General features: G+C 62.9%; 19 protein-coding genes. 10 read left to right on the top strand and 9 right to left on the bottom strand.

The window, feature by feature from the left end; translation table 11 throughout:
• Positions 1 to 108: 108 nt before the first annotated feature.
• The 5 genes from BM177_RS11555 to BM177_RS11535 all read left to right on the top strand — a co-directional run bounded on the left by BM177_RS11555 (position 109) and on the right by BM177_RS11535 (position 3,104).
• Positions 109 to 1,068, top strand: a complete 960-nt coding sequence (locus tag BM177_RS11555) for a Tim44 domain-containing protein (RefSeq protein ID WP_091682590.1) — start codon at positions 109 to 111, stop codon at positions 1,066 to 1,068.
• 59 nt (positions 1,069 to 1,127) lie between these two features.
• Positions 1,128 to 1,406, top strand: coding sequence for a hypothetical protein (locus tag BM177_RS11550; protein ID WP_091682437.1), 279 nt, complete (start codon positions 1,128 to 1,130; stop codon positions 1,404 to 1,406).
• A gap of 162 nt (positions 1,407 to 1,568) precedes the next feature.
• Positions 1,569 to 1,835, top strand: a complete 267-nt coding sequence (locus BM177_RS11545; RefSeq protein WP_091682587.1) for a hypothetical protein — start codon at positions 1,569 to 1,571, stop codon at positions 1,833 to 1,835.
• 157 nt (positions 1,836 to 1,992) lie between these two features.
• A complete protein-coding gene (locus tag BM177_RS11540; protein WP_091682435.1) occupies positions 1,993 to 2,385 on the top strand; it encodes a thioredoxin family protein in 393 nt (130 codons plus the stop codon).
• A 5-nt stretch (positions 2,386 to 2,390) separates the two neighbouring features.
• The gene (locus BM177_RS11535; RefSeq protein ID WP_175492584.1) at positions 2,391 to 3,104 is read left to right on the top strand and encodes an urease accessory protein UreH domain-containing protein; all 714 of its coding nucleotides are present in this window, start codon (positions 2,391 to 2,393) and stop codon (positions 3,102 to 3,104) included.
• A gap of 119 nt (positions 3,105 to 3,223) precedes the next feature.
• Here BM177_RS11535 and BM177_RS11530 read toward each other — a convergent pair whose 3' ends face one another.
• Positions 3,224 to 3,877, bottom strand: a complete 654-nt coding sequence (locus BM177_RS11530) for an MOSC domain-containing protein (RefSeq protein ID WP_091682431.1) — start codon at positions 3,875 to 3,877, stop codon at positions 3,224 to 3,226.
• 58 nt (positions 3,878 to 3,935) lie between these two features.
• Positions 3,936 to 5,087, bottom strand: coding sequence for a DUF3734 domain-containing protein (locus BM177_RS11525; protein WP_244532275.1), 1,152 nt, complete (start codon positions 5,085 to 5,087; stop codon positions 3,936 to 3,938).
• Between the two features lie 157 nt (positions 5,088 to 5,244).
• Between BM177_RS11525 and BM177_RS11520 the strand changes: the two genes are divergently transcribed.
• The gene (locus tag BM177_RS11520; protein ID WP_091682428.1) at positions 5,245 to 5,955 is read left to right on the top strand and encodes an SDR family oxidoreductase; all 711 of its coding nucleotides are present in this window, start codon (positions 5,245 to 5,247) and stop codon (positions 5,953 to 5,955) included.
• Between the two features lie 12 nt (positions 5,956 to 5,967).
• On the opposite strand, the gene msrA is transcribed toward BM177_RS11520, so the two are convergent.
• The 5 genes from msrA to BM177_RS11495 all read right to left on the bottom strand — a co-directional run bounded on the left by msrA (position 5,968) and on the right by BM177_RS11495 (position 11,142).
• Positions 5,968 to 6,687 (bottom strand): peptide-methionine (S)-S-oxide reductase MsrA, encoded by a 720-nt coding sequence (gene msrA / locus BM177_RS11515; RefSeq protein ID WP_091682581.1) that lies wholly within the window; start codon positions 6,685 to 6,687, stop codon positions 5,968 to 5,970.
• Between the two features lie 50 nt (positions 6,688 to 6,737).
• Positions 6,738 to 7,262, bottom strand: coding sequence for a peptide-methionine (R)-S-oxide reductase MsrB (msrB, locus tag BM177_RS11510; RefSeq protein WP_091682578.1), 525 nt, complete (start codon positions 7,260 to 7,262; stop codon positions 6,738 to 6,740).
• A 284-nt stretch (positions 7,263 to 7,546) separates the two neighbouring features.
• Complete coding sequence (locus BM177_RS20050) at positions 7,547 to 9,004, bottom strand: coiled-coil domain-containing protein (protein ID WP_091682427.1); 1,458 nt, start codon at positions 9,002 to 9,004, stop codon at positions 7,547 to 7,549.
• Positions 9,005 to 9,008: 4 nt separating this feature from the next.
• On the bottom strand, positions 9,009 to 9,971 hold the full coding sequence (locus tag BM177_RS11500) for a DUF6384 family protein (RefSeq protein WP_091682425.1): 963 nt from the start codon (positions 9,969 to 9,971) through the stop codon (positions 9,009 to 9,011).
• Positions 9,964 to 11,142 (bottom strand): cell surface protein, encoded by a 1,179-nt coding sequence (locus BM177_RS11495; protein WP_091682423.1) that lies wholly within the window; start codon positions 11,140 to 11,142, stop codon positions 9,964 to 9,966. Before BM177_RS11495 ends, BM177_RS11500 begins: the two co-directional genes overlap by 8 nt.
• 309 nt (positions 11,143 to 11,451) lie before the next feature.
• Between BM177_RS11495 and BM177_RS11490 the strand changes: the two genes are divergently transcribed.
• Positions 11,452 to 12,078, top strand: a complete 627-nt coding sequence (locus tag BM177_RS11490) for a glutathione S-transferase family protein (protein ID WP_091682421.1) — start codon at positions 11,452 to 11,454, stop codon at positions 12,076 to 12,078.
• 141 nt (positions 12,079 to 12,219) lie between these two features.
• On the opposite strand, the gene BM177_RS11485 is transcribed toward BM177_RS11490, so the two are convergent.
• Both BM177_RS11485 and BM177_RS11480 read right to left on the bottom strand, forming a co-directional pair.
• A complete protein-coding gene (locus BM177_RS11485; protein WP_091682575.1) occupies positions 12,220 to 13,743 on the bottom strand; it encodes a DUF1254 domain-containing protein in 1,524 nt (507 codons plus the stop codon).
• A gap of 61 nt (positions 13,744 to 13,804) precedes the next feature.
• Positions 13,805 to 14,158: an HdeA/HdeB family chaperone gene (locus BM177_RS11480; RefSeq protein ID WP_091682573.1), complete on the bottom strand. Its 354-nt coding sequence runs from the start codon at positions 14,156 to 14,158 to the stop codon at positions 13,805 to 13,807.
• 256 nt (positions 14,159 to 14,414) lie between these two features.
• Here BM177_RS11480 and BM177_RS11475 point away from each other — a divergent pair, with 256 nt between their 5' ends.
• From BM177_RS11475 to BM177_RS11465, 3 genes are all read left to right on the top strand, one after another.
• The gene (locus tag BM177_RS11475) at positions 14,415 to 15,719 is read left to right on the top strand and encodes a TAXI family TRAP transporter solute-binding subunit (protein ID WP_091682418.1); all 1,305 of its coding nucleotides are present in this window, start codon (positions 14,415 to 14,417) and stop codon (positions 15,717 to 15,719) included.
• A 131-nt stretch (positions 15,720 to 15,850) separates the two neighbouring features.
• On the top strand, positions 15,851 to 16,891 hold the full coding sequence (gene gshB / locus BM177_RS11470; protein WP_091682416.1) for a glutathione synthase: 1,041 nt from the start codon (positions 15,851 to 15,853) through the stop codon (positions 16,889 to 16,891).
• Positions 16,888 to 19,716, top strand: a complete 2,829-nt coding sequence (locus tag BM177_RS11465) for a [protein-PII] uridylyltransferase (protein ID WP_280140549.1) — start codon at positions 16,888 to 16,890, stop codon at positions 19,714 to 19,716. The genes gshB and BM177_RS11465 overlap by 4 nt, the downstream gene beginning before the upstream one ends.
• Positions 19,717 to 19,861 lie beyond the last annotated feature (145 nt).

The raw sequence follows: 19,861 nt of genomic DNA, 5'->3' as shown, positions 1-19,861 counted from the left end.
CCCCGAACCAAAGGATCGGATTTCCGCCGCCGACTTTGCACTTCCGCCAGGATCGCCCATATATGCGACGTGGGCAGCGATACGCTCGCGCAACCTCAGGACAAAACCATGGCCATGCGCCAAAAAGCTTTGATTTTCTCCCTGGCCGCTCTCCTGGCTTTGGGTTTCTCCGCTGACGGCTTCGCCAAACCCGGATTTGGCGGCTCGTTCGGCAGCCGGGGAGCGCGCACCTTCAGCGCGCCGCCGTCCACGACGACAGCGCCGCGCGCGGCGGCCCCGATCGAACGTTCGATGAGCTCCCCTTCGGCCGGCCTCTCGCAAGGTTTCGCCAGATCTCCGGCCGCGACCACAGGCGGATTTCTGTCCGGCGGCTTCGGACGCGGCCTTCTCGGCGGCCTCGTCGGCGCCGGTCTCGTCGGCATGCTCTTCGGCAACGGATTCGGCGGCGGCCTCGGCGGCCTCACCTCCATTCTGGGCCTCGTGCTTCAGATCGGTCTTCTCTTCCTGCTGTTCAAATTCGTGATGGGATTCCTGCGCGGGCGCCAACCCGCCTATCAGGGGGCCGGGTTCGATCGCGGCGTGGCGCCCGGTCCCGGGCCAGCAGCCGGCTTTTCAGGACTTCGAGGCTTCGGCGGCGGAGCAGCCGCAAGCGCCAAGCTCGAAGTCGGCCCCGCAGATTTCAATGTTTTCGAACAACGGCTGAGCCTCGTTCAGAAAGCCTATGGCGCGGAAGACATCGCCGCGCTGCGGAGCCTGGCGACGCCCGAGATGGTCTCCTATTTCTCCGAGGAGATCGAAGCGACGGCAAAAAAAGGACTGGTCAACAAGATTTCCGACGTGACCTTCCTCCAGGGCGACCTTGCGGAGGCCTGGCGCGAGCCGGGCAGCGATTATGCGAGCGTCGCCGTCCGCTTTTCGCTGATCGACACGATGGTCGATCGCGCGACGGGCAAGGTTGTGTCCGGCGATCCGACGACGCCGGAAATATCGACGGAAATCTGGACCTTTGCGCGCCGTCCGGGCGGCGCGCCGGCCGACTGGACATTGTCGGCGATTCAGCAGGCCTGACCTTTATCATTTACACGGCCGCAGCGTCGCGGCCGTGTCTTCAGCGTGGGCGCGAGAGAATGGCCAGTCATTTCAAGATCGCGATCATCGCCTGCTTGGTCGCCGGCGCTTTTGCCCCCGGTCCTTTATTCGCCCCAGGTCCTTCCTTCGCCCAAGGTCTTTTATCGGACGACGACGACAATCAGGACGACAATCCGTCCGCCATGCAATGCGTCGTCGAAGAATTCGCCGGCGCAAAGCCGATAACCTGCGAGGCGCCTCCGGGCTCGCCCGATTCCCCCTGTTACTGCCCGGACGCAGGTCCCGCCTCCGGACGCCGCGTTCCTACGGAGCAGTGAGCCGCCTCGAGCGCTTTCCGATCGCATGAAGTCATGCGATCGATCAGAAATCGCTCCAGATTCAAAGGCTTGAGCATATTCTTCTCGATCGGATTGATTCAATCCGATCGGAATATGCTCCAGATCAATCATTATGAATTTGCCTGATTCAAAGGATGCATGATGGTCACTCGAAACCTCCGGATCGCGGATTTCATCGCCACCGAGCATCCAGCCGCGGGAGCCTTCGTCGAGATCCTCTGCGAGGACCATATCGGCACCTACGTCCTTCCCTTTCTCTGCCGTTTCGAGCGGGACGGCTGGCGCAACGCGGCCACTGGCGAGCCCATCGAAATCACAGTGCTCGGCTGGCGCAACAGGCCGGCCGGTTCCCCTGGCGATCGAACCGCCGGCGCGCCGCGGCGCGTTCATCAGGACCCTGGGAAATAATCGTGCTCCTTTCCGCATGGCGACGTCGCAACCGTTATTGACGCGACCAGTTGTCTTCTCGGAACATTCCAGCACCGGATTTCGCCCTTCGTGACGGCGTTAATCCCTGGCTGGAGCGTAACCAGCGACTTTGGATGTCCTCATAGGAGTGTGCGCCATGGTTTCTCGCCGTAATATTCTGGCTTTTTCCGCCGCCCTTCTCGTTGTTGCCTCGATTGTTCCCGCCGGCGCCTTTTCCTTCCAGAGCTACGACAAGGCGGTGGTGGAAAAAGCCATCAATTCCGGCGCATCCGTTGTCGTCCATGTCTATGCGCCCTGGTGCCTCCAATGCCGGGCGCAGGCTTCGATTCTGTCGGAACTCGCCGGCGACAAACACCTCGACCACGTCAAATTCTTCAAGGTCGATTACGACGGACAGAAGTCGATCGCCGATGCGCTCGGCGCGCCGCGATCGACGCTGATCGCTTATAAGGGCGGCAAGGAAGTGGCGCGTATGTCCTGGGGAACGTCCCAGGAGGACGTCATGAAGGTTTTGCAGGCGGCGTCCTGACCGGCGTGACGATTCTCGCGCTCGCCTTCCTCGCCGGCCTCCTGGCGATCCTTAGTCCCTGCATCCTCCCCCTCGCGCCGATCGTCGCGGCGAGCGCGCGAGCGCAGGATCCGCGCGGCCCTTTGGCTCTGGCCCTTGGGCTCGCGCTGACCTTTGGCCTTGTGGGCGGCGCGCTTGCGTCGGCGGGGATTGAATTCGGCAATTCGGCGTTCCTGCGCGCGAGCGCGGCCTCGCTCATGCTCGCGGCCGGTCTCGTCATGCTTTTTCCACTCTTCAGCGCGCGAGCGGAACGTCTGTTGGCGCCGCTGTCTCGATGGGGCGAAGCGCTGGCGAAGCTTATGCCGAAGGCGGGGCTCGCCGGTCAGGCTGGAGCGGGCGTCGTTCTGGCCTTCGCCTGGGCGCCCTGCGCCGGGCCGACGCTCGGCGCGGCCTTCGCCCTCGCGGCAAACGGAGGCTCCATCCCGATGGCGATGACCACAATGACGGTTTTCGCGCTCGGGGCGGCGACTGCTTTGCTCGCGGCCGGTTACGGACTTTCGCGCATCGCGGCGCGCACGCGGATCGCCGCCGCCCGGGCCGGGCGAATCGGAAACATTGCGCTTGCGATCGTCCTGATCGGTGTCGGCGCGGCGATCCTCACCGGCTTCGACCGCGCCATCGAGACGGCGTTCGCCGATGCGATGCCCGGCTGGCTCATCGCATTCGCGGCCCGGCTGTAGAACCGCCAGCGGAGGGCTCTACAGGGCGGCTCTTAGACACGGAATGTGGCGATCATCTTTGCTTCGGCGCGCCCGACCGGAATTGAATTCCAGTTCTCGCTCAAAAGGCTTGGAACAGCCTACAAGGCGCCATTGAGTGCGCTGGCGCGCCATTGCGACGCAAGTCCGTTCATCGCGACGAGCTCCGCCAGTTCCCCTTCGCTCACCCGATGGGTGGTGATCAATCGGAAAAACCGGGCGACCGACCATTCTGGATTTGGTCTCTCCTCGAGTACGATTGCGGTCCCGGAGGTCAAGACTCCAGGCTCGAGCACCCGGTAATACCAGCCGCAGAGGCCGTTTCTGATCATCGCGCGCGGCATTCCATTGTCGGCGAATCGCAGGGCCAGTTTGAAGCAGGGCTGACGGGGCTGCGTCACCTGCAAGACGGCGCCGCCGACGCGGACGATATCGCCAATGCAGACAGAGGTTTCCTCCTGTCCGTCAATGGTCAAATTTTCGCCAAGACCGCCCGGCTTGAGCAACCCGGCGTGGTCAGGAAACGCGCGGCGCCATGCAGCGTAGCTTGCAAGCCCATAACCGTAGACGGCTTTCTCCGGGCCGCCATGAACGGTCAGATCCGCTTGTTCGTCGCCGGAAAGGCCGAGAAGCCCGGCGCTGATCGGCCCGTCGACGCGATCCTTGACGAAGCCGCTTAGCACGCCCCTTGGCCCAAGCGGCGCGATCCGTCCAGCCTGGATCGAACTGATTCTGATTCCGGCGCCTCCCAACAAAGTTGCCCTCCATTAAAATCCACCGCCAAACCAATATCGTCCACGACGACTTGGCCGTCTAACCGCGACGTCCCGCCAGCTTTTCTCTGGCTTTACGCGCGCCAAGGACATCGAACGTGCGCGCGCCAGCTTCTTCCGGCATGGGTTCGAGCCAGGGCGAGGCGAGCAGGGTCTCGCGCGCGTCGGAGAGCCCCTGCGCCCAGCGCAGCTCCATCGTTCCTCGACCGAAATCATAATCCTTCGCCTGCCCCTGCTCTTCGGTCGGCCGGTAGATCAACTGAACGATGTCCATCGTCGTCACGCAGCCGAAGTTGTAGAGAAACCGGGCTTCCGGGGTCGCCTTCAGCTCGTCTGGAAGCTTGTTCCAAAGAGTGTTGACGTTGTGCCTCACGTCGTGCATCGCGCGGAAGGCGTCGGTTCCGGCGCGCGTGCGGCTCGAATACCGGATGTCCTTGTCGCGCTCGCTGACCTCCTCGAGGTTTTGCGGAACGCGCCCGCGCGCGTGAAACAGATCGACCTGAAAGGTCAGCCGGCTGCGGCGAGGAATGTATTCAAGCACATATTGCAGGGGCGTATTCGAGACGAGGCCTCCATCCCAATAATGTTCGCCGTCGATCTCGACCGCAGGAAACCCCGGCGGCAGCGCGCCGCTCGCCATGACGTGTTCCGGCCTGATCCTGATTTCCCTGTTATTGAAATAGGCGAAATTGCCGGTCCGCACGTTGACGGCCCCGACGCTGAAATCGATCTCCCGAGAATTGATGCGGTCGAAATCGACAAGGCCTTCGAGCGTCGCCTTCAGCGCAAGAGTGTCGTAAAAACTCGTCGGCGTATTGCCGAAGCACCAATCCGACAACGCCCGCGGCGCGAAAAATCCGGGCTGTCCGTAAAAGAGCGAGGTCAGCGAGCCAATGCGCCGATCCTGGGCGACAATCGCATTCGGCGTCAGCGGAAACGGCGTCCGCGACGTCACCATTTCCCAGAACGTCCGCAGCTGCTCCACGCGCTTGTCCGGCGCATTGCCCGCGATGATCGCGGCGTTGATCGCCCCGATGGAGATTCCCGAAACCCAATCAAGCTGATATTCGGAGGTCGAAAGCGCCTCATAAACGCCCGCCTGATAGCTCCCGAGGGCGCCGCCCCCTTGCAGGACGAGCGCGACTTTCTTGTCATAGGATGACGGCCGCTTCGGTGGTTGGGGCTCGGTCAAGCGCAGCTTCCTCGTCTTCGGCGCCGGGTCGGATCGACGAAGGTCATCTTGCCGGCGGAGCGAGGCTGTGCAAGTCATTTTTCCGGCGAGCGTCCGGCGCCCCGCAGCCATCCGGGCTACGCCGGGACCAGAACCAGAACCATGCTGGGAGAATGCGATGAACGAAACGTCTTCTGTCGTGATCGTGACGGGCGCCGCCGGCAATCTTGGCCGCGCCCTCCTGACCGTGCTCGCCGCTCGCGGCGTCGCCCTGGTGGCCGTCGATCACCACGCCGCGGCGTTGAAGGACGCGACGGCGGGCCTTAGAATCGCCGACGGTCATCTGACCATCGCAGGCCTTGACCTCAAAAACCCGGGCGATTGCGAACAGGTCGTCTCGACAGCGCTGGACAGGTTCGAAAGGATCGACGGCGTCGTGCATACGGTCGGAGGCTTCGAAGCGGCGCCCGCGGCCGAAACCGGGCCGGACATGTTCGAGCGGATGTTTCAGCTCAACGCGATCACGACGCTCAATATCTTTCGCGCGGCCCTGCCCTCGATGCGCGCCGCCGGAAGCGGCAGCCTCGTCGCGGTCGGCGCGTGGCCCGCGCTGCGGGCTCCTCCCGGCCTGTCCGCCTACGCCGCGGCGAAAAGCGCCGTCCTGCGGCTCGTCGAGAGTTTTGCCGATGAACTCAAGGGGGAGAATATACGCGTCAACGCCGTGCTGCCCGGCATCATCGACACCCCGCAAAATCGCGCCGCCATGCCTCACGGCGATGTGGCGACCTGGGTGCGGCCGGAGCAGATCGCCACGGCTATCGCATTTCTCTTGAGCGACGACGCCAGCGCGGTCACCGGCGCGGCGCTGCCCGTTCGCGGCGCCGGATGAAAGGAAAAAGCTTCATTTCGACGCGGCCGCGATTGGCGCGAGCACCGGCTCCGCGCGGTAGACGTCCGGGTAAAGCCGCTTCAGGTTTGCGACTTTCGGGAGGTCATTGATCGCGATGTAGGGACTGTTTGGATGCAGTGTCGCGTAGTTCTGATGATAGTTTTCCGCCGGATAGAAACCCATCAGCGGCGCGACCTCCGTGACGATCGGCCGGCGGTAGGCTCCTGACGCGTTCAACTGCGCAATGTAGCTTTCGGCGGCCTGGCGCTGGTCGTCGCCGTTGACGAAAATCGCCGACCGGTATTGCGGTCCTTCGTCCGGCCCCTGGCGGTTGAGTTCGGTCGGATCATGCGCCACCGAGAAATAGAGCTGTAGAATCTCGCCATAGCTGATCACCTTCGGGTCGAAGGTGACTTCGACCGATTCCGCATGGCCTGTCGCGCCCGTGCTCACTTCCTCATAATCCGCGCTGCGCTTTGATCCTCCCGAATAACCGGACAGGACGTTTGTGACGCCATTGACGTGCTGGAAGACCGCCTGGACGCCCCAGAAACACCCCCCGGCCAGAACGACGGTCTGAGGCGCGCCGACAGACGCGGACGCGGCGTATGCGGGCGCGGGAATGCGCGTCGCCTGTTCGGCGGCGCCGGCCGGCGCGACCGACGCCAAGACCGCGGCGAAAACAAAGCCGGCGCTCAAGCCCCGGCGGGTCGATATCAAACGAGAATTCATCGATACGGTCCTTGTTTCGATCGCAGGGCGGCGCACGCGCAAGCCCGGCGTCACGCTTCGCCGGGCCTGAAGGCCATCGCGACGCCGTTCATGCAATATCGAAGGCCGGTCGGCTTCGGCCCGTCGTCAAAGACATGCCCCAGATGGCCGCCGCAGCGGCGGCAATGCACCGAGGTCCGGGTCATGCCATAGGACGTGTCGTTCCGAATCCCGACCGCGTTGTCGAGCGGAGCCCAGAAGCTTGGCCAGCCGGTGCCGCTGTCGAATTTGGTTTTCGAGGAGAACAGAGGCAGGTCGCAGCCCGCGCAGGCGAAGGTCCCGGCGCGCTTTTCATGATTGAGGGGGCTGGTGAACGCCCGTTCGGTGCCCTCCAGCCGAAGCACTTCGAATTGCGCCGGGGTCAGAATTTGCTTCCATTCCGCCTCGGAATGGGCGGTCTCGAACGTCTCGCCCGCTGACTCAGCGGCGCTCGCCGGCGCCAAAGAGCCAAACCGCAACGCCGCCGCCGCGAGTCCCGCGATGCTCGCGAAAAGTCCTGCGACGCCCGCGAAAAGTCCCTGCCGCCTCGTGATCATAACGCGTCTCCTTGCCGAGCGGCGCCCCGGCGATTGGCCCGGAATTCCCGCCGCGCCTGGAGCGCTTTCCGATCGCATGAAGTCATGCGATCGATCAGAAATCGCTCCAGAGTCAAAAGTTTAAGCATATTCTTGTCGATTGGATTGATTCAATCCGATCGGAATATGCTCTAGAAATACGAAGGGGAATGGCGTTTCGTTACGCGGATCGCGGAATGTTGAACGGCGCCCTCGCCGCGACCCTGAGCGGCCGAGGCATTCGCGACTGTTCAAATCGGCGATTTCTAGAATGATCCGCCGGTCGTAAATCCGTCTCCGCCATCCCCGCCGCCGCCTCCCAGGCCCCCGCCGAAGCCCCCGCCAAAGCCGCCGCCGCCGCGGTCGACCCATCCGCCGCCGCCGCCGGGAAAAGGGAAATCGAAACCATCGCCGCCGCCAAATCCGCTGTCGGCGCGCCTCGGGCGCTCATAATAGCCGCCCTGCAGGACGTTCCCCAGAACTGCGCCTTGAACGGCGCCCTGAATGATGCCGCCCAGAACTTCGGCGATGACGTTTTCGTTGCGGAACTGCGCCATCGGATTGTCATAACCCATCCGATGGAATTGAGCCCGCTGAGCCTCGATCTCGGCGCGCCGTTGCGCCACGTCCTGCGTTTTCTTGCGAAGGATAGAGCGATCCTGCTCGGCCCGGCCGATCCGCTGGTCGAGAAGTTCGATCTGCCGCACCATCGCGTCGTCATCGCCGGAGCGGGTGCGCGCCGCCTTGCGGTAGAGCTCGCCCAGCGGCTCCCGGGCGTTGGCGTCGGCGAGGATCCGCACGGCCTGTCCATAGGGTGACTGATCGTCGATCTGGAGCGCCTTGTCGCGCGCGCGATCGAGCGTTTCGATCAATTTGTCCGCCTCGCGCAGCCGACCATCCGCCTCGAAAAGATCAAGACGCGCGGTCTCGAGCCGCTTTTCGATCTCGCCGCTTCCCGCCGCGGCCAGCCCCGCCTGTTCGATCAAAAGCTGCTTGTGACGCTCGGTTTCGAGTTTCAACCGACGCCGTTCGGCGTGCTCGCGAAGCCGCGCCGGAATTTCGTTGAGCATCGCATAATTGGCCCGCGCGCCATGATAGCCGACAAGGGCCGCCACTTTTTCATCGAAAAAGCGGACGAAATATCCCGACGAATATTTCGACGCGCCAAACCCGCGCGTCCACAAATACATGAACAGCGGATCGTTCTCGTAGGGCTTGCCCTTGGCCGCTCTGTCCGCCTCGGCCCCCGAGGCTTTCGCATCGGCGGCGAGGAAAATCCGCTCCGCCTGATCGACCAGCCCCTTTTGTGCGATCCATTCGGTTGAACCGCGCACCTGAGGCTCGACCCTCGCCTGAAGATCCTCCAGTTCGCCGAGGATCCGGGTCACCTCCTCCGCCTTGGAATGGCGGTCCTCCTCGGCTTTTTGCCGCGCCGACTGCGCCTCGATCAGGCGTCCCGACAAAGTGTCCAGCGTCGATTTTCCGTCGGCGATCAGTTGCAGCGCCCGCCGTTCGGCCGACGCAAGCTCGACGTCGATCTTCTCGCTCTGCAGCACGTCGAGGCGGACGATTGCGAACTGCCGGAACAGACCCGTCCGCTCCGCGCGCAGCCGCGCAAGATCTTCGTCCGCCGAGCGAAGGAGAGCGACGAATTCGCTTTCCTGACCGCGAATGGAGGCGGTCGCCTGTTCGATGGAGCGAAGCGCCTGCTGACCGCTGATCATGACTTCACCATTTGAAAATCGCGCCGCCGCTGACCGGAATGGAATAGTTTACGTCGAGATAGCCGCGCCGCTTCTGGCCGACCAATCTATTCTGGACGATGCCGTCGTCCTGCTTGTCGCGGCGAACCGATTCAAACACCTGCTGGTTCACGCGGATCGCCCATTTGGTCACGTCTTTGGTGGTTCCGTCTTCCTCGCTCGTGACAGGAAGCGAAATCGGCCGCCCGTCCGGGCCGATCGCCTCGACGATAAGATAATAATTCTGCTGGCCCGGATTGCGCGGCGGGTTGCGATAAATCCCGCTTGGCTCGCTCGGCCGAGACACGATCATGATCTGATAGCTGCGCCTCAGATCAGCGCGAAGCTGATCGAGTCCGGCGAGAGCGGTTCTTGCGCCCGAGGCATCCTGGCGCGCCAGCGCGGCGCGTCCATCGGCGGCGAACTGCTCCGCCTTTGGCTTGGCGTCAGGCGTCTTGGCCTCGGCGAGGACGGCGGAAAACGCGTCGTCGAGCGCCTTCGGCAGGGTCTGCGAAATTTCGATCTGCGCCCTCAGCGCCTCGATCCGGGCAGGACGCTCGACGAAAAAGAAATACCCCATCCAGAGCGCGCCGAGCGCCCCGGCGACGGCGGCGAGCCCGGTCCCGATGCGCCCGCGCGCGATCCAGAGCTTTGCGAGAGACACGCCAAATCCCGGCTTTGGCGGCGTATAAACGAACCGGCTCTCCTTCAGGGCCTTGACGCCTTCCGCGATGATCTCGTCGGAGACCTCGATGCCCTGGTCACGGTAGATCTTGCGCAGCCGCTCGATCAGCTCCTGTTCGCGCTGATCCTCGTTCAGTTCGCGCGCGACAAAAGCCTCCTGATGCCGCAGCGTATCGACGACGTCCATCGAGAGCATCAGGTCGTCGAATTGCGCCGGCGCCGGCGAGGAGGCTCCCGCCGGGCTCTGGAGCGCGGCGTCAGCCATTGAGGCCAAGCGCCCTTCCTTCGGTCACGAGCTGGGCGATACGGCGGTTGCCCGCCTCAACCGCGTCGCGGATCTCCTCGGAATTACGCGTCGACATCTCGCGCATCTCGCCAACGATCGCGAGCGAGCGCTCTTGGAAGCCGACGACGCTGTCGACGAGTTTTTTGACCGCATCCGCCCGGATCGTCGGACCGTAGCCGCTCCTGACCGCCGCTTCCTGCACCTTGCCCCCGACCTCGGCCAGAACCTCGATGCTCTTAGATAGCCCTTCCTTCATGGTCTCGAGAGTCTGCGTCGACTCGTGCAGGCCGAACAGACCCGTGAACGACGCCTTGAGCGCGGTCAACACGCTGTCGTTGGTCGAGAAAAAACTCACCGACTGGGCGTAAACGCGCTCCTTGGCGTTGGTCGTCTGCATCAGCCTCGCCATGATCACTTCAGAGGTGTTGTAGCCGATCGTCAGATTGTCGGCGAGATCCTTGGCGATCTGGTAGCGCTTGTCCTCGTCCTGCACACGGCGCAAATGCTCGTCGCGCTCAAGTTCGAACGCCGCGCGCTCGGCGGGTTCCGTTCCGGCGTAGTTGGCGACCTTGTCGGAGGCCTCCTTAAGGCCTGCTTTCGCGGCCTCGAGCCTCGCTTCCGCCGACTTCAACACCTCGAGGGCGAGAACCTCGGATTGCTTGAGCGCGCCGCGATAGTCGCGGTAGGCGTTGAGGATCGTCTGCTCGCGCTGGATCTGATCGCGCGTCGCCGCGGTGACTTCGAGGTAGGTCGCCTTGATCTTGTCGAACCGGTCGGCGATGTCGCCGCGCGAAATCTTCATCCAGACATTGTTCACCCGTTCGAACAGGTCGATCTTGCCGTCGTCGAGCTGGTCGACCATCATCTTGGCGTCGTCGCGGATCGAGTTGAAGCTCTGGGCGATGTCCTGATACCGCTGGCCGATCGACATCGCCGCGGTCTGGTCGCGGACGACCTCGTTGAACAGCGAGCCCTGGCCAAGCGTCTTGGCGATCACGGCGATTTTCGCCGGCTCGAGATCGGAGATCTGGGCGAGGAGCGCGTTGATCGGCGCGTCTTCGGTTTTCGCGGGCAGGAGGCCAAGATCGCGCAGCGCGCCATTCGCCTTGTCCAGATACTGCATCGGGGTCCGTACGACGATGTCGCTCATGCTCGTCTCCTCTGTTCGCCCGGGATTGCGGCCTATTGATCCGAGCGTCCCGTAGCGGACTCGCCGCCGCCCCGCAACATAGGGGCGGAGGCGGCGGACCTCAACACCTCAAATGGAGCCGGCCGCGGTCGGATGCGGCCCTACATTCACAAATACGACATACGTCTTAACTCGCACAAATACGACATACGTCTGACTCGCCGGTCCCGTTCATGATTGTCGAGCTCATGGTTGTCCGGGCGCGTTTTGACCGGACGCCGGCCCTGGTCTAACCCTGTTCCCGATTTCGACAGCAAGGGATGGAATGGAATGTACACGCTTTACTATTCGCCCGGCGCCTGCTCGCTCGCCCCACACATCGTGCTCGAATGGATCGGCCGACCCTACAAGACGGAGCGGGTGAAGCCCTCGGACCCCGATTACCGGGCGATCAACCCGGCCGGCGCGGTGCCGGCGCTCGACATCGAAACAGGCGTGATCCTCACCCAGGCTGGAGCCATTTTGCGTTTCCTCGCGCGCAGCGCCCCCGATTGCGGCCTCGACAGCGATTCCACCCTCGACCGTTCCGCCGATCTGGAGCGCTGGTCGGACTTCCTGACCGGCGACCTGCATCCGGCCTTCTTCCCCGTTTTCAGCCCGGCCCGCTACACAACCGACACCGACAAGGCGGCGCTCGACAAGGTGCGCGCGGCCGGACTGCTGCTGGTGAAAAAAAACCTGACTTTGCTCGAGCGCCATCTATCCGAACGCACTTACGTCACAGCCAACAAGCGCACCATCATCGACGCCTATCTGTTTCCGATGACGCGCTGGGCCGTGTCGGTGCTGCCGGAGGGCCTTAGCGAATTTCCCCACATCAAGCGCCATCAGGAGCGGATGCTCGGCGACGCCGCCGTCCAGCGCGTCATGGCTGCGGAGGGATTGGCGAAGGCGTAGATCTTTCATGCCGGTCGCGCCCGGCATGAAAGATCAAGCCGAACCGGCTGGCCCTATCAGCCGCGGGTCCGATTGAGACCCGCCGGCCGGTCGCGCGGTCGGCTCCGCCGCTCGACCCAAAAGTTTGAGCCATAAGTTTGACTATTTGCCGCCGGGCTCGACGTCCTGCGCGTCGGGAGAATGCTGATCTTTTTGATCCTGCGGGTCGGCGTCCGCCTGATCCTGCCGCGTCACGGGCGGAGGGGCCCAGACGCCGGTCAGGACTTCGGATTTCGGCGCATAGAGGCGCATGGTCAGGTTGAACGGCCCCTTGGGAGCGGGAAGCCAGTTCGCCTCGTCGTCGGCGCCAGGGCTTTCGTTCTGAAAATAGAGATCGAGCGAACCGTCGCTATTTTTCCGGAAAGGCATCCAGCTGCTGACAGCAAAGCGGTTCAAAGGGTTGGCGACCTGAAACCCATCCTTGTCGTAGAGCGTGACCGACCAGAACGCGTTCACGGGCGGCAGCGAGTCCTTATCGAAGTGAAGCTTGTATTTGTTCTCTCCGTCGAGAGGCTTGCCGGCGGAATCGCCAAGATTGAGCGGATAGACGGCATCCTCGGGCAGATTCGCGCCAAGACCGAGTTGCGCGACAAGAGCGCGCTTCAGATAATAATTGCCATAGACGCCCATCGTGTCGGTGTTGAGGGACCAGCCGTCGACGACCCGCGCTATAGTCGGTATTTTCCACGCCATCAGTTTTTGCGCGTCGGCGGGCGCGCTGGCGAGCGCTGCGGCGACGGCCGGATCGAGCTTGTCGAAATCAAAGCTCTTGCCGGCCTCGAAACCGATCCGTTTCAGCCGTGCGAGGATTGGCTGATCCGTGAGATGCGGCGGCTGAAGCTTGAGGATTTCGGCCGCATAGGCGTAGAATTTCGCCGCCGGCATCGTGTCCACCTGCAGCTTCGGCGGCGTTTTCATATCGACCGAGGGATCGATCTTCACGGGCGCCTGTTTCGGCTTTTTGCCCCATTGCGACAGCGGCGTGACCTTGAAGCCGGCCTGAATCTGATGAACCGCGTCATAATCCTGCGGACCATCGGTCTGCGTGCGCCCGATGATCCAGACATAGGGCGTCGGCGCGTCGATTCGCTGCGTTCCCTTCGGCAGTTTCAGGGTTTCGCTCAGTTTGTCGCGAAGGGCGGGACGCCAGCCTGGGGAAGCGACAAGAAAGGTCTGGGCCTGCGTCCCGGTGGTGCGCCAGCCCGGCGAGGCGAACACATCGGTCCACATGTCGAGCATCGGCAACAGGTAGTACCGGCCGTTTGTGTCCGGCGCCGAAACGACAATCGGCTCATTGGCGAGATCGAGCCAGGCGATCGAATAGAGCGTATCGAAGTTTGGCCGGACCACGGACCTGAAATCGGCGGCCGGAAACTCGGGGACGTTGATGAAGCTGTTCATCGGGCCGCGCCCGATTTCCTTGCCCTGCTCGATATTGGTGAATTGCTTCCGCGACACGTCCATCGTGACCAGCGGATAGAAATAAAGATAGGCGTCGACGCCGATTGCGTGAGCCTCGTCCGCAGCGATCGGAGCGGGGGGAGCGGCGGTCTCGGCCATCGCCGCGGGAGCGGCGGCGCCCGCATGGAAGAGCAAGAAAATCAACGCAAGCGAATGTTTGTTCATCCCGCCCCCCAATGCCGCGGCGCCGGCGCTGGACCGGCCGTAATTGAAATCCGCCCGCCTGTTACTTCGACAGGACGATGCCGCTTTTCTTTCTCATTTCGTCAATCACGATGCCAATGGCCTTGATGATTTTCGTCTCGGGATTGGCCTTGCAATAAACGATAACCTCGTGTTCGGCTTCCTTGCCGCGCGCAATGTTCGCATAGTGCTTCTTGGCGAGGCCGTTGTACCAGCCGCTGTACCAGGTCGTCAGGTAATTGGCGTCTTCCTGGAAGGTGTTGGCGAGCTGCGCGCAGGTCAGAGCCTGAACATCGAGATAGCCATCCTTGTCGGCGTAGGCGTTGAGTTCGGTTTGCGCGTGGGCGAATGGAGCGCACGAAATCGCGATGGCGGACGCGAGCAAAAGTTTGCGCATTGTTTCCTCCTTTAGGATATGAGCGCCAGCTTGCTGCGCCGACGTTCCCAGATCTGGAAGCGGAGCCTCCAGCGCCACCTTCTACTGTAAAGTCAAGGGCCAAGACAAGTCTGCGGCCCTCGCGGCGGAAGCTGCGCCGACGAGAGGATCGAGGCGGCGGGGTTTGCCTTGAAGCCTGAATTGAGGTTGAAAGACGAACGCGCCGCTCAGCCGGAAAATCCTTCGGCGCCGTCTGTGCTCGTATGGAAGTTTCGCCATGCGCCTCGCGCCCTTTGTCATCGCCGGAGTTCTGATGATCGCGGCGGCCGTCGCGGCCCTGGTTTATTTCGGTTCGCCCCGCGCCGATCTTCGCGTCACGATTGGCCCTCCCGGCAGCCCGGCGTACCGCTTCATCACGGCTTTCGCCTCGGTCACGGAGGCCGCCCATCCCCGGGTTCATGTCAAACTTGTCGAAGTCGGGGATCTGGCGGCGAGCGCCAAGGCGATCGAGAGCCGGGCCGTGCAACTCGGCATTGTCCGGAGCGACGCCGAGATTCCCGCGAACGGGGAAACGATCGCGATCTTGCGCCGCGACGTGGTCGCGTTCCTCACGCCCGCGAAATCGCCGATCGACAAGGTCTCCGCCCTCGCCGGCAAGACCATCGGGCTTCTGACCGGCCCGCTGCAAAGCTATAATGAGCGCACGCTCGATACGATCCTGGGTTATTATAATGTTCCGGCGGAAACGGTGAAGCGGCTGTTTCTGCCTGTCGCCGAAATCGGCGCCGCAGTCCGCGACCATCGCGTGGCGGCGGTCCTCGCGGTCGGCCCAATGGCTCCTGGCGAAGTCTCCGACGCCGTCAGCGCCATCAAAACCGCGACCAAAAAGACGCCGCTTCTCCTCGCCATCGACGAGGCGGACGCGATCGGGCGTCAATTTCCCGGACTCGAATCGATCGATGTTCCCGCCGGAGCCTTTCGCGGACATCCAGCAGTTCCAGACGATTCGGTGTCGACGCTCGCGGTCTCGTATCGTTTTGTCGCGCCCGACACGATGCTCGACGCGGTCGCCGGCGCGATCATAAGGTCGATCCTGACCACCAAGACCGGGATGATGGCGAAAACGCCGCTGGCGAACCAGATCGAGGCACCCGACCCGGACGCCAAAAACCCTGTCCTTCCGGTTCATCCGGGCGTGGCCGCTTACCTCGACACGGGAGAACAGAGTTTCTTCGACGCCTTTCAGCAATATCTGTACATAGGCGGCATGGCCCTGAGCCTCGGCGGCTCGGCGGCGGCGCTTCTCATCGGACGTTTCAACCGGAAGAAATCCGAAAGCGATTTGCAGCGGATCGATCATTTGATCGGCATCGCCGACAAGGCCATTTCGGCGCAAAGCCTCGCTGAACTCCAGAAAATGGATGAGGAGCTGAACGCGATCGTCGCCTGGTTTGTGAAGGGGCAAGCGGTCGGGGCGGCGGACTCGACCGCCTTTTCGGTGGCCATTGATCATGCGCGGCGCGCGATTTCGCGCCAGCGCGGGCTCATCGGCCAGAGAATTGCGGAAGGCGCCGTTCCGTAACGCTTAAGTCTCGCTCTATAACGCTTAAGTTTAAAGCGCCGTGCCCCTTGGCCGGACTTGACGCCACCAACCCTCCATGCGCCAAGAAAAGGTGCGGCCCCCTTAAAGCATGCCGCCCGAAGAGAGCTCCCATGCCGTTGAACGTCGCCGTCCAGATGGATCCGATCGAAAAGATTAATATTGCCGGCGATTCCACCTTCGCCCTGATGCTCGAGGCGGCGGCCCGGGGCCACAAGCTGTTCTACTATACCCCTGACAAGCTTTCGCTTTATGAGGGCCGAGTCGTGGCGCAAGGGGCGGAGGTCGCGGTTCGCGACGTCGAAGGCGATCATTTTACGCTGGGCGAGGCGAAACCCGTCGACCTCGCCGCGTTCGACGTCGTTCTGCTGCGCCAGGATCCGCCGTTCGACCTCGCCTATATCACTTCGACGCATCTGCTTGAAATGCTCCCTCCCAAGGTGCTGGTCGTCAATGATCCGGAGAGCGTGCGCAACGCGCCGGAAAAGCTCTTCGTCCTGCAGTTTCCCGAACTGATGCCGCCAACGCTCATCAGCCGCGACAAAAAACTGATCGAGGCTTTCCGCGACGCCCACAATGAAGTCGTGATGAAGCCCCTGCACGGCCATGGCGGCGCGGCGGTGTTCAAGGTCGGACGCAAGGATCCGAATTTCGGCTCGCTGTACGACCTGTTCGCGACGACGTTCCGCGAACCCTGGGTCGTCCAGCGCTTTCTGCCGCAGGTCGCGGAAGGCGACAAGAGGATCATTCTGATCGACGGCGTCGCCGCCGGAGCCGTCAACCGGGTCCCCGCGGACAACGACATCCGCTCGAACATGGCGCGCGGCGGCGGCGCAGCCGCGACCCAGCTGACGCCCCGGGAACAGGAAATCTGCGCGGTCATCGGACCGGAACTGAAACAACGCGGGCTTGTTCTGGTCGGGATCGACGTCATCGATGGCTATCTGACCGAAATCAACGTAACATCGCCGACTGGTATCCGAGCGATCAAGCGTCTCGGCGGACCGGATTTGGCGATCGTCGCCTGGGACGCCATCGAGGCTAAACTCGACAGCGCGCGTCATCCGGGGCCCGGCAAAAAGGATGTCAAACCGAATTGGATCATGAGAAGGGTGCGTGGCGCACGCCCGCAAACGAAGGAGCGGAAGCTTTGAGCGCTGCGCAAGCGGCGGCGAAACCGGCGCGCCGGGAAGCGAAGCGGTCGCCAACGCCCCGCGCAATCATGTTCCACCGCGAAACATTACGCGCGAAAATCGCCGCGCTTCACGACGCAATTCAGAATGACCCCTCTGAGACGACGGATTCCTTGCGCGCGGGCGCACTCGGGCTGCTGCGGCAGTCCCTCAGCCATGGCCGGGGGATCGCGCGGCGGACGCTGGAGAGCAACGGCGGCGGCCTCGAGTGCGCCTCCAACCTCGCTTATATCGAAGACGAGCTGATCCGCGCCATCCACGATTATGTCGTGACTTACGTCCATCCGGCTCCAGCCGGGGGCGCCTCTCGCGAATGCGCGATCGCGGCGGTCGGGGGCTATGGCCGCGCGACCCTTGCGCCGGGCTCGGACATCGATCTGCTTTTCCTCATTCCCGCCGACGCTCCCGAGCGGGGCGAACTCGTTGTCGGAGCAATACTTTACATGCTCTGGGACCTCGGCCAGAAAGTCGGCTACGCGACGCGGACGGTCGAGGAGTGCGTCGCCGAAGCCAAGGCCGATATGACGATACGGACGTCGCTTCTGGAGACGCGCTTTCTTCTTGGCGACAGAAGTCTTTTCAAGTCGATGAAATCGCGCTTCGACCGTGAGATTCTGCGCGGCGACGCGACTGACTTCGTCGCGGCGAAGCTTGCCGAACGCGACGCCCGGATTTCGCGGCGCGGCCGCTCCCGCTACCTTGTCGAACCGAACGTCAAGGAAGGAAAGGGCGGACTGCGGGATCTGAACACCCTCTACTGGATCGCCAAATACGTTTATCGCGTGGAGGACGCCTCAGATCTCGTCGGCGTCGGCCTGTTCTCGCGCGCGGAATACCGGCTGTTCTGCCGTTGCGAGGAATATCTCTGGCGCGTGCGCTGTCACCTGCATTTCCTCACCGAACGGCCCGAGGAGCGGCTGAGTTTCGATCTGCAGCGCCAGATCGCCGACCGGCTCGGATATTCGACGCGCAACGGCCTCGCCAGCGTCGAACGCTTCATGAAACACTATTTCCTCATCGCCAAGGACGTCGGCGATCTGACCGCGATCGTCTGCGCGGCCCTGGAAGAAAAGCAGGCGAAGCCCTACCCGATGCTCGATCGCGTGTTCGGGCCTTTCCCGCGCAATCAGGAGTTTGCGGTCACCGGCGATTTCTCCATCGGACATGGCCGCGTGACGGTCGCGGCGCCCGACGTTTTCGCCCGCGACCCGGTCAATCTGATCCGCTTGTTCTGGGTCGCCGATAGAAACGGGCTCGCGATCCACCCGGACGCGACTCGACTCGTCACGTTGTCGCTGAAGCGAATTGACGCAAGGCTGCGCGCCAACCCTGAAGCCAACAGGCTCTTTCTCCAGATTTTGACGTCGCGCAACACGCCGGAAATCGTGTTGCGGCTGATGAACGAGGCCGGCGTGCTTGGCCGTTTTGTTCCTGAATTCGGCCGCATCGTCGCGCTGATGCAGTTCAATATGTACCATCACTACACCGTGGACGAACATCTGCTGCGCGCCGTCGGCAATCTCTCCGACATCGAAAAGCAACGCCACCCCAACGAACATCCCCTTGCGAACGAAGTCGTTTCCTCGATCAGCAATCGGACCGCGGTCGTGCTGGCCTTATTTCTGCACGACATCGCCAAGGGGCGGATGGAGGATCATTCGATCGCCGGGATGGAGGTCGCGCGCGCGCTGTGCCCGCGCCTCGGCCTCTCGGCCGCCGACACCGAGACGGTCGCCTGGCTCGTCGAAACCCACCTGATCATGTCCGACACGGCGCAGCGGCGCGATCTCGGCGACCGAACCACGATCGCGACTTTCGCGAAGTGCGTGCAGACGCTCGAGCGCCTGAAAATGCTTTTTATCATGACCATCTGCGACATCCGGGCGGTCGGGCCCGGCGTCTGGAACAACTGGAAGGGCGGCCTCTTGCGGACGCTCTACTGGGAGACAGAAGTCATCCTCGCCGGAGGCCATTCCACGATCGACCACAAGACAAGGGTGTTTGACGCGCGCGCGGAACTGCGTTCCGCTCTGCCCAACTGGTCCGACCTCGATTTCGAAGCCTACGCCGCGCGCCATCCGCAAGCCTACTGGCTCAAGGCGGATCTGCCGCAGAAAATTCTCCACGCGAAACTGCTCAACATGACCGAAGTCGAGATGCCGGCCCCGGTCACCGACGTCTCGGTCAACCGGTCCTGGGGCGTCACCGAGATGACCGTCATCGCGCCGGACCATCCGCATCTGTTGTCGCTGATCGCGGGTGCGTGCGCGGCGGCGTCCGCCAATATCGTCGATGCGCAGGTGTTCACCACCACGGACGGCGTCGCGCTCAACACGATCTTCATAACCCGCGCGTTCGACTATGACGACGACGAAATCCGCAGAGCGGACAGAATCGCCTATTCGATCGAGCGCGCGCTCAAGGGAGGCGTCGACATGGACGCGATCGTCGCCGCGGCGAAGTCGTCCTACGCAAGCTCGATCCCAAAATCATTCCGCGTCCATCCGGAAGTTTCGATCAACAACTCGCTGTCCGGTCGCTTCACAGTTGTCGAAGTGTCCGGTCTCGACCGCCCCGGCCTGCTTTACGAACTGACGTCGGCGATCTCCCGGCTTGGCCTCAACATCGGCTCGGCGCATATCGCAACGTTCGGCGAAAAAGCCGCCGACGTGTTCTATGTGACTGATTTTGCCGGCGCAAAGATCACATCGCCGATCGAACATGAATTCATCCGCTCCCGTCTGCTGGAGACATTCGCCAATCCGATCGGCGCCGCCGGAGCGTGAGGCCCGCCCCTTTTCAGGGTCGGGTTCGACCGCAAACGAGCAAATGAGTTCCGACAAAGTTGAAAAACTGGAGCCAAGGCCATAAGACTGCGCGCGGTGCGGCGCAGAATCAGCCGGCGAACTTGCATTCTCCGGCGGCGCGGCC

Source organism: Methylocapsa palsarum, from assembly GCF_900114285.1.
GTDB lineage: Bacteria > Pseudomonadota > Alphaproteobacteria > Rhizobiales > Beijerinckiaceae > Methylocapsa > Methylocapsa palsarum.
This window is presented reverse-complemented; position numbering and strand designations above follow the sequence as displayed.

Coding starts and splice junctions, on each gene's coding strand:
- BM177_RS11555 (WP_091682590.1), top strand. CDS start 109: ATGGCCATGCGCCAAAAAGCTTTGATTTTCTCCCTGGCCGCTCTCCTG.
- BM177_RS11550 (WP_091682437.1), top strand. CDS start 1,128: ATGGCCAGTCATTTCAAGATCGCGATCATCGCCTGCTTGGTCGCCGGC.
- BM177_RS11545 (WP_091682587.1), top strand. CDS start 1,569: ATGGTCACTCGAAACCTCCGGATCGCGGATTTCATCGCCACCGAGCAT.
- BM177_RS11540 (WP_091682435.1), top strand. CDS start 1,993: ATGGTTTCTCGCCGTAATATTCTGGCTTTTTCCGCCGCCCTTCTCGTT.
- BM177_RS11520 (WP_091682428.1), top strand. CDS start 5,245: ATGAACGAAACGTCTTCTGTCGTGATCGTGACGGGCGCCGCCGGCAAT.
- msrA (WP_091682581.1), bottom strand. CDS start 6,687: ATGAATTCTCGTTTGATATCGACCCGCCGGGGCTTGAGCGCCGGCTTT.
- msrB (WP_091682578.1), bottom strand. CDS start 7,262: ATGATCACGAGGCGGCAGGGACTTTTCGCGGGCGTCGCAGGACTTTTC.
- BM177_RS20050 (WP_091682427.1), bottom strand. CDS start 9,004: ATGATCAGCGGTCAGCAGGCGCTTCGCTCCATCGAACAGGCGACCGCC.
- BM177_RS11500 (WP_091682425.1), bottom strand. CDS start 9,971: ATGGCTGACGCCGCGCTCCAGAGCCCGGCGGGAGCCTCCTCGCCGGCG.
- BM177_RS11495 (WP_091682423.1), bottom strand. CDS start 11,142: ATGAGCGACATCGTCGTACGGACCCCGATGCAGTATCTGGACAAGGCG.
- BM177_RS11490 (WP_091682421.1), top strand. CDS start 11,452: ATGTACACGCTTTACTATTCGCCCGGCGCCTGCTCGCTCGCCCCACAC.
- BM177_RS11485 (WP_091682575.1), bottom strand. CDS start 13,743: ATGAACAAACATTCGCTTGCGTTGATTTTCTTGCTCTTCCATGCGGGC.
- BM177_RS11480 (WP_091682573.1), bottom strand. CDS start 14,158: ATGCGCAAACTTTTGCTCGCGTCCGCCATCGCGATTTCGTGCGCTCCA.
- BM177_RS11475 (WP_091682418.1), top strand. CDS start 14,415: ATGCGCCTCGCGCCCTTTGTCATCGCCGGAGTTCTGATGATCGCGGCG.
- gshB (WP_091682416.1), top strand. CDS start 15,851: ATGCCGTTGAACGTCGCCGTCCAGATGGATCCGATCGAAAAGATTAAT.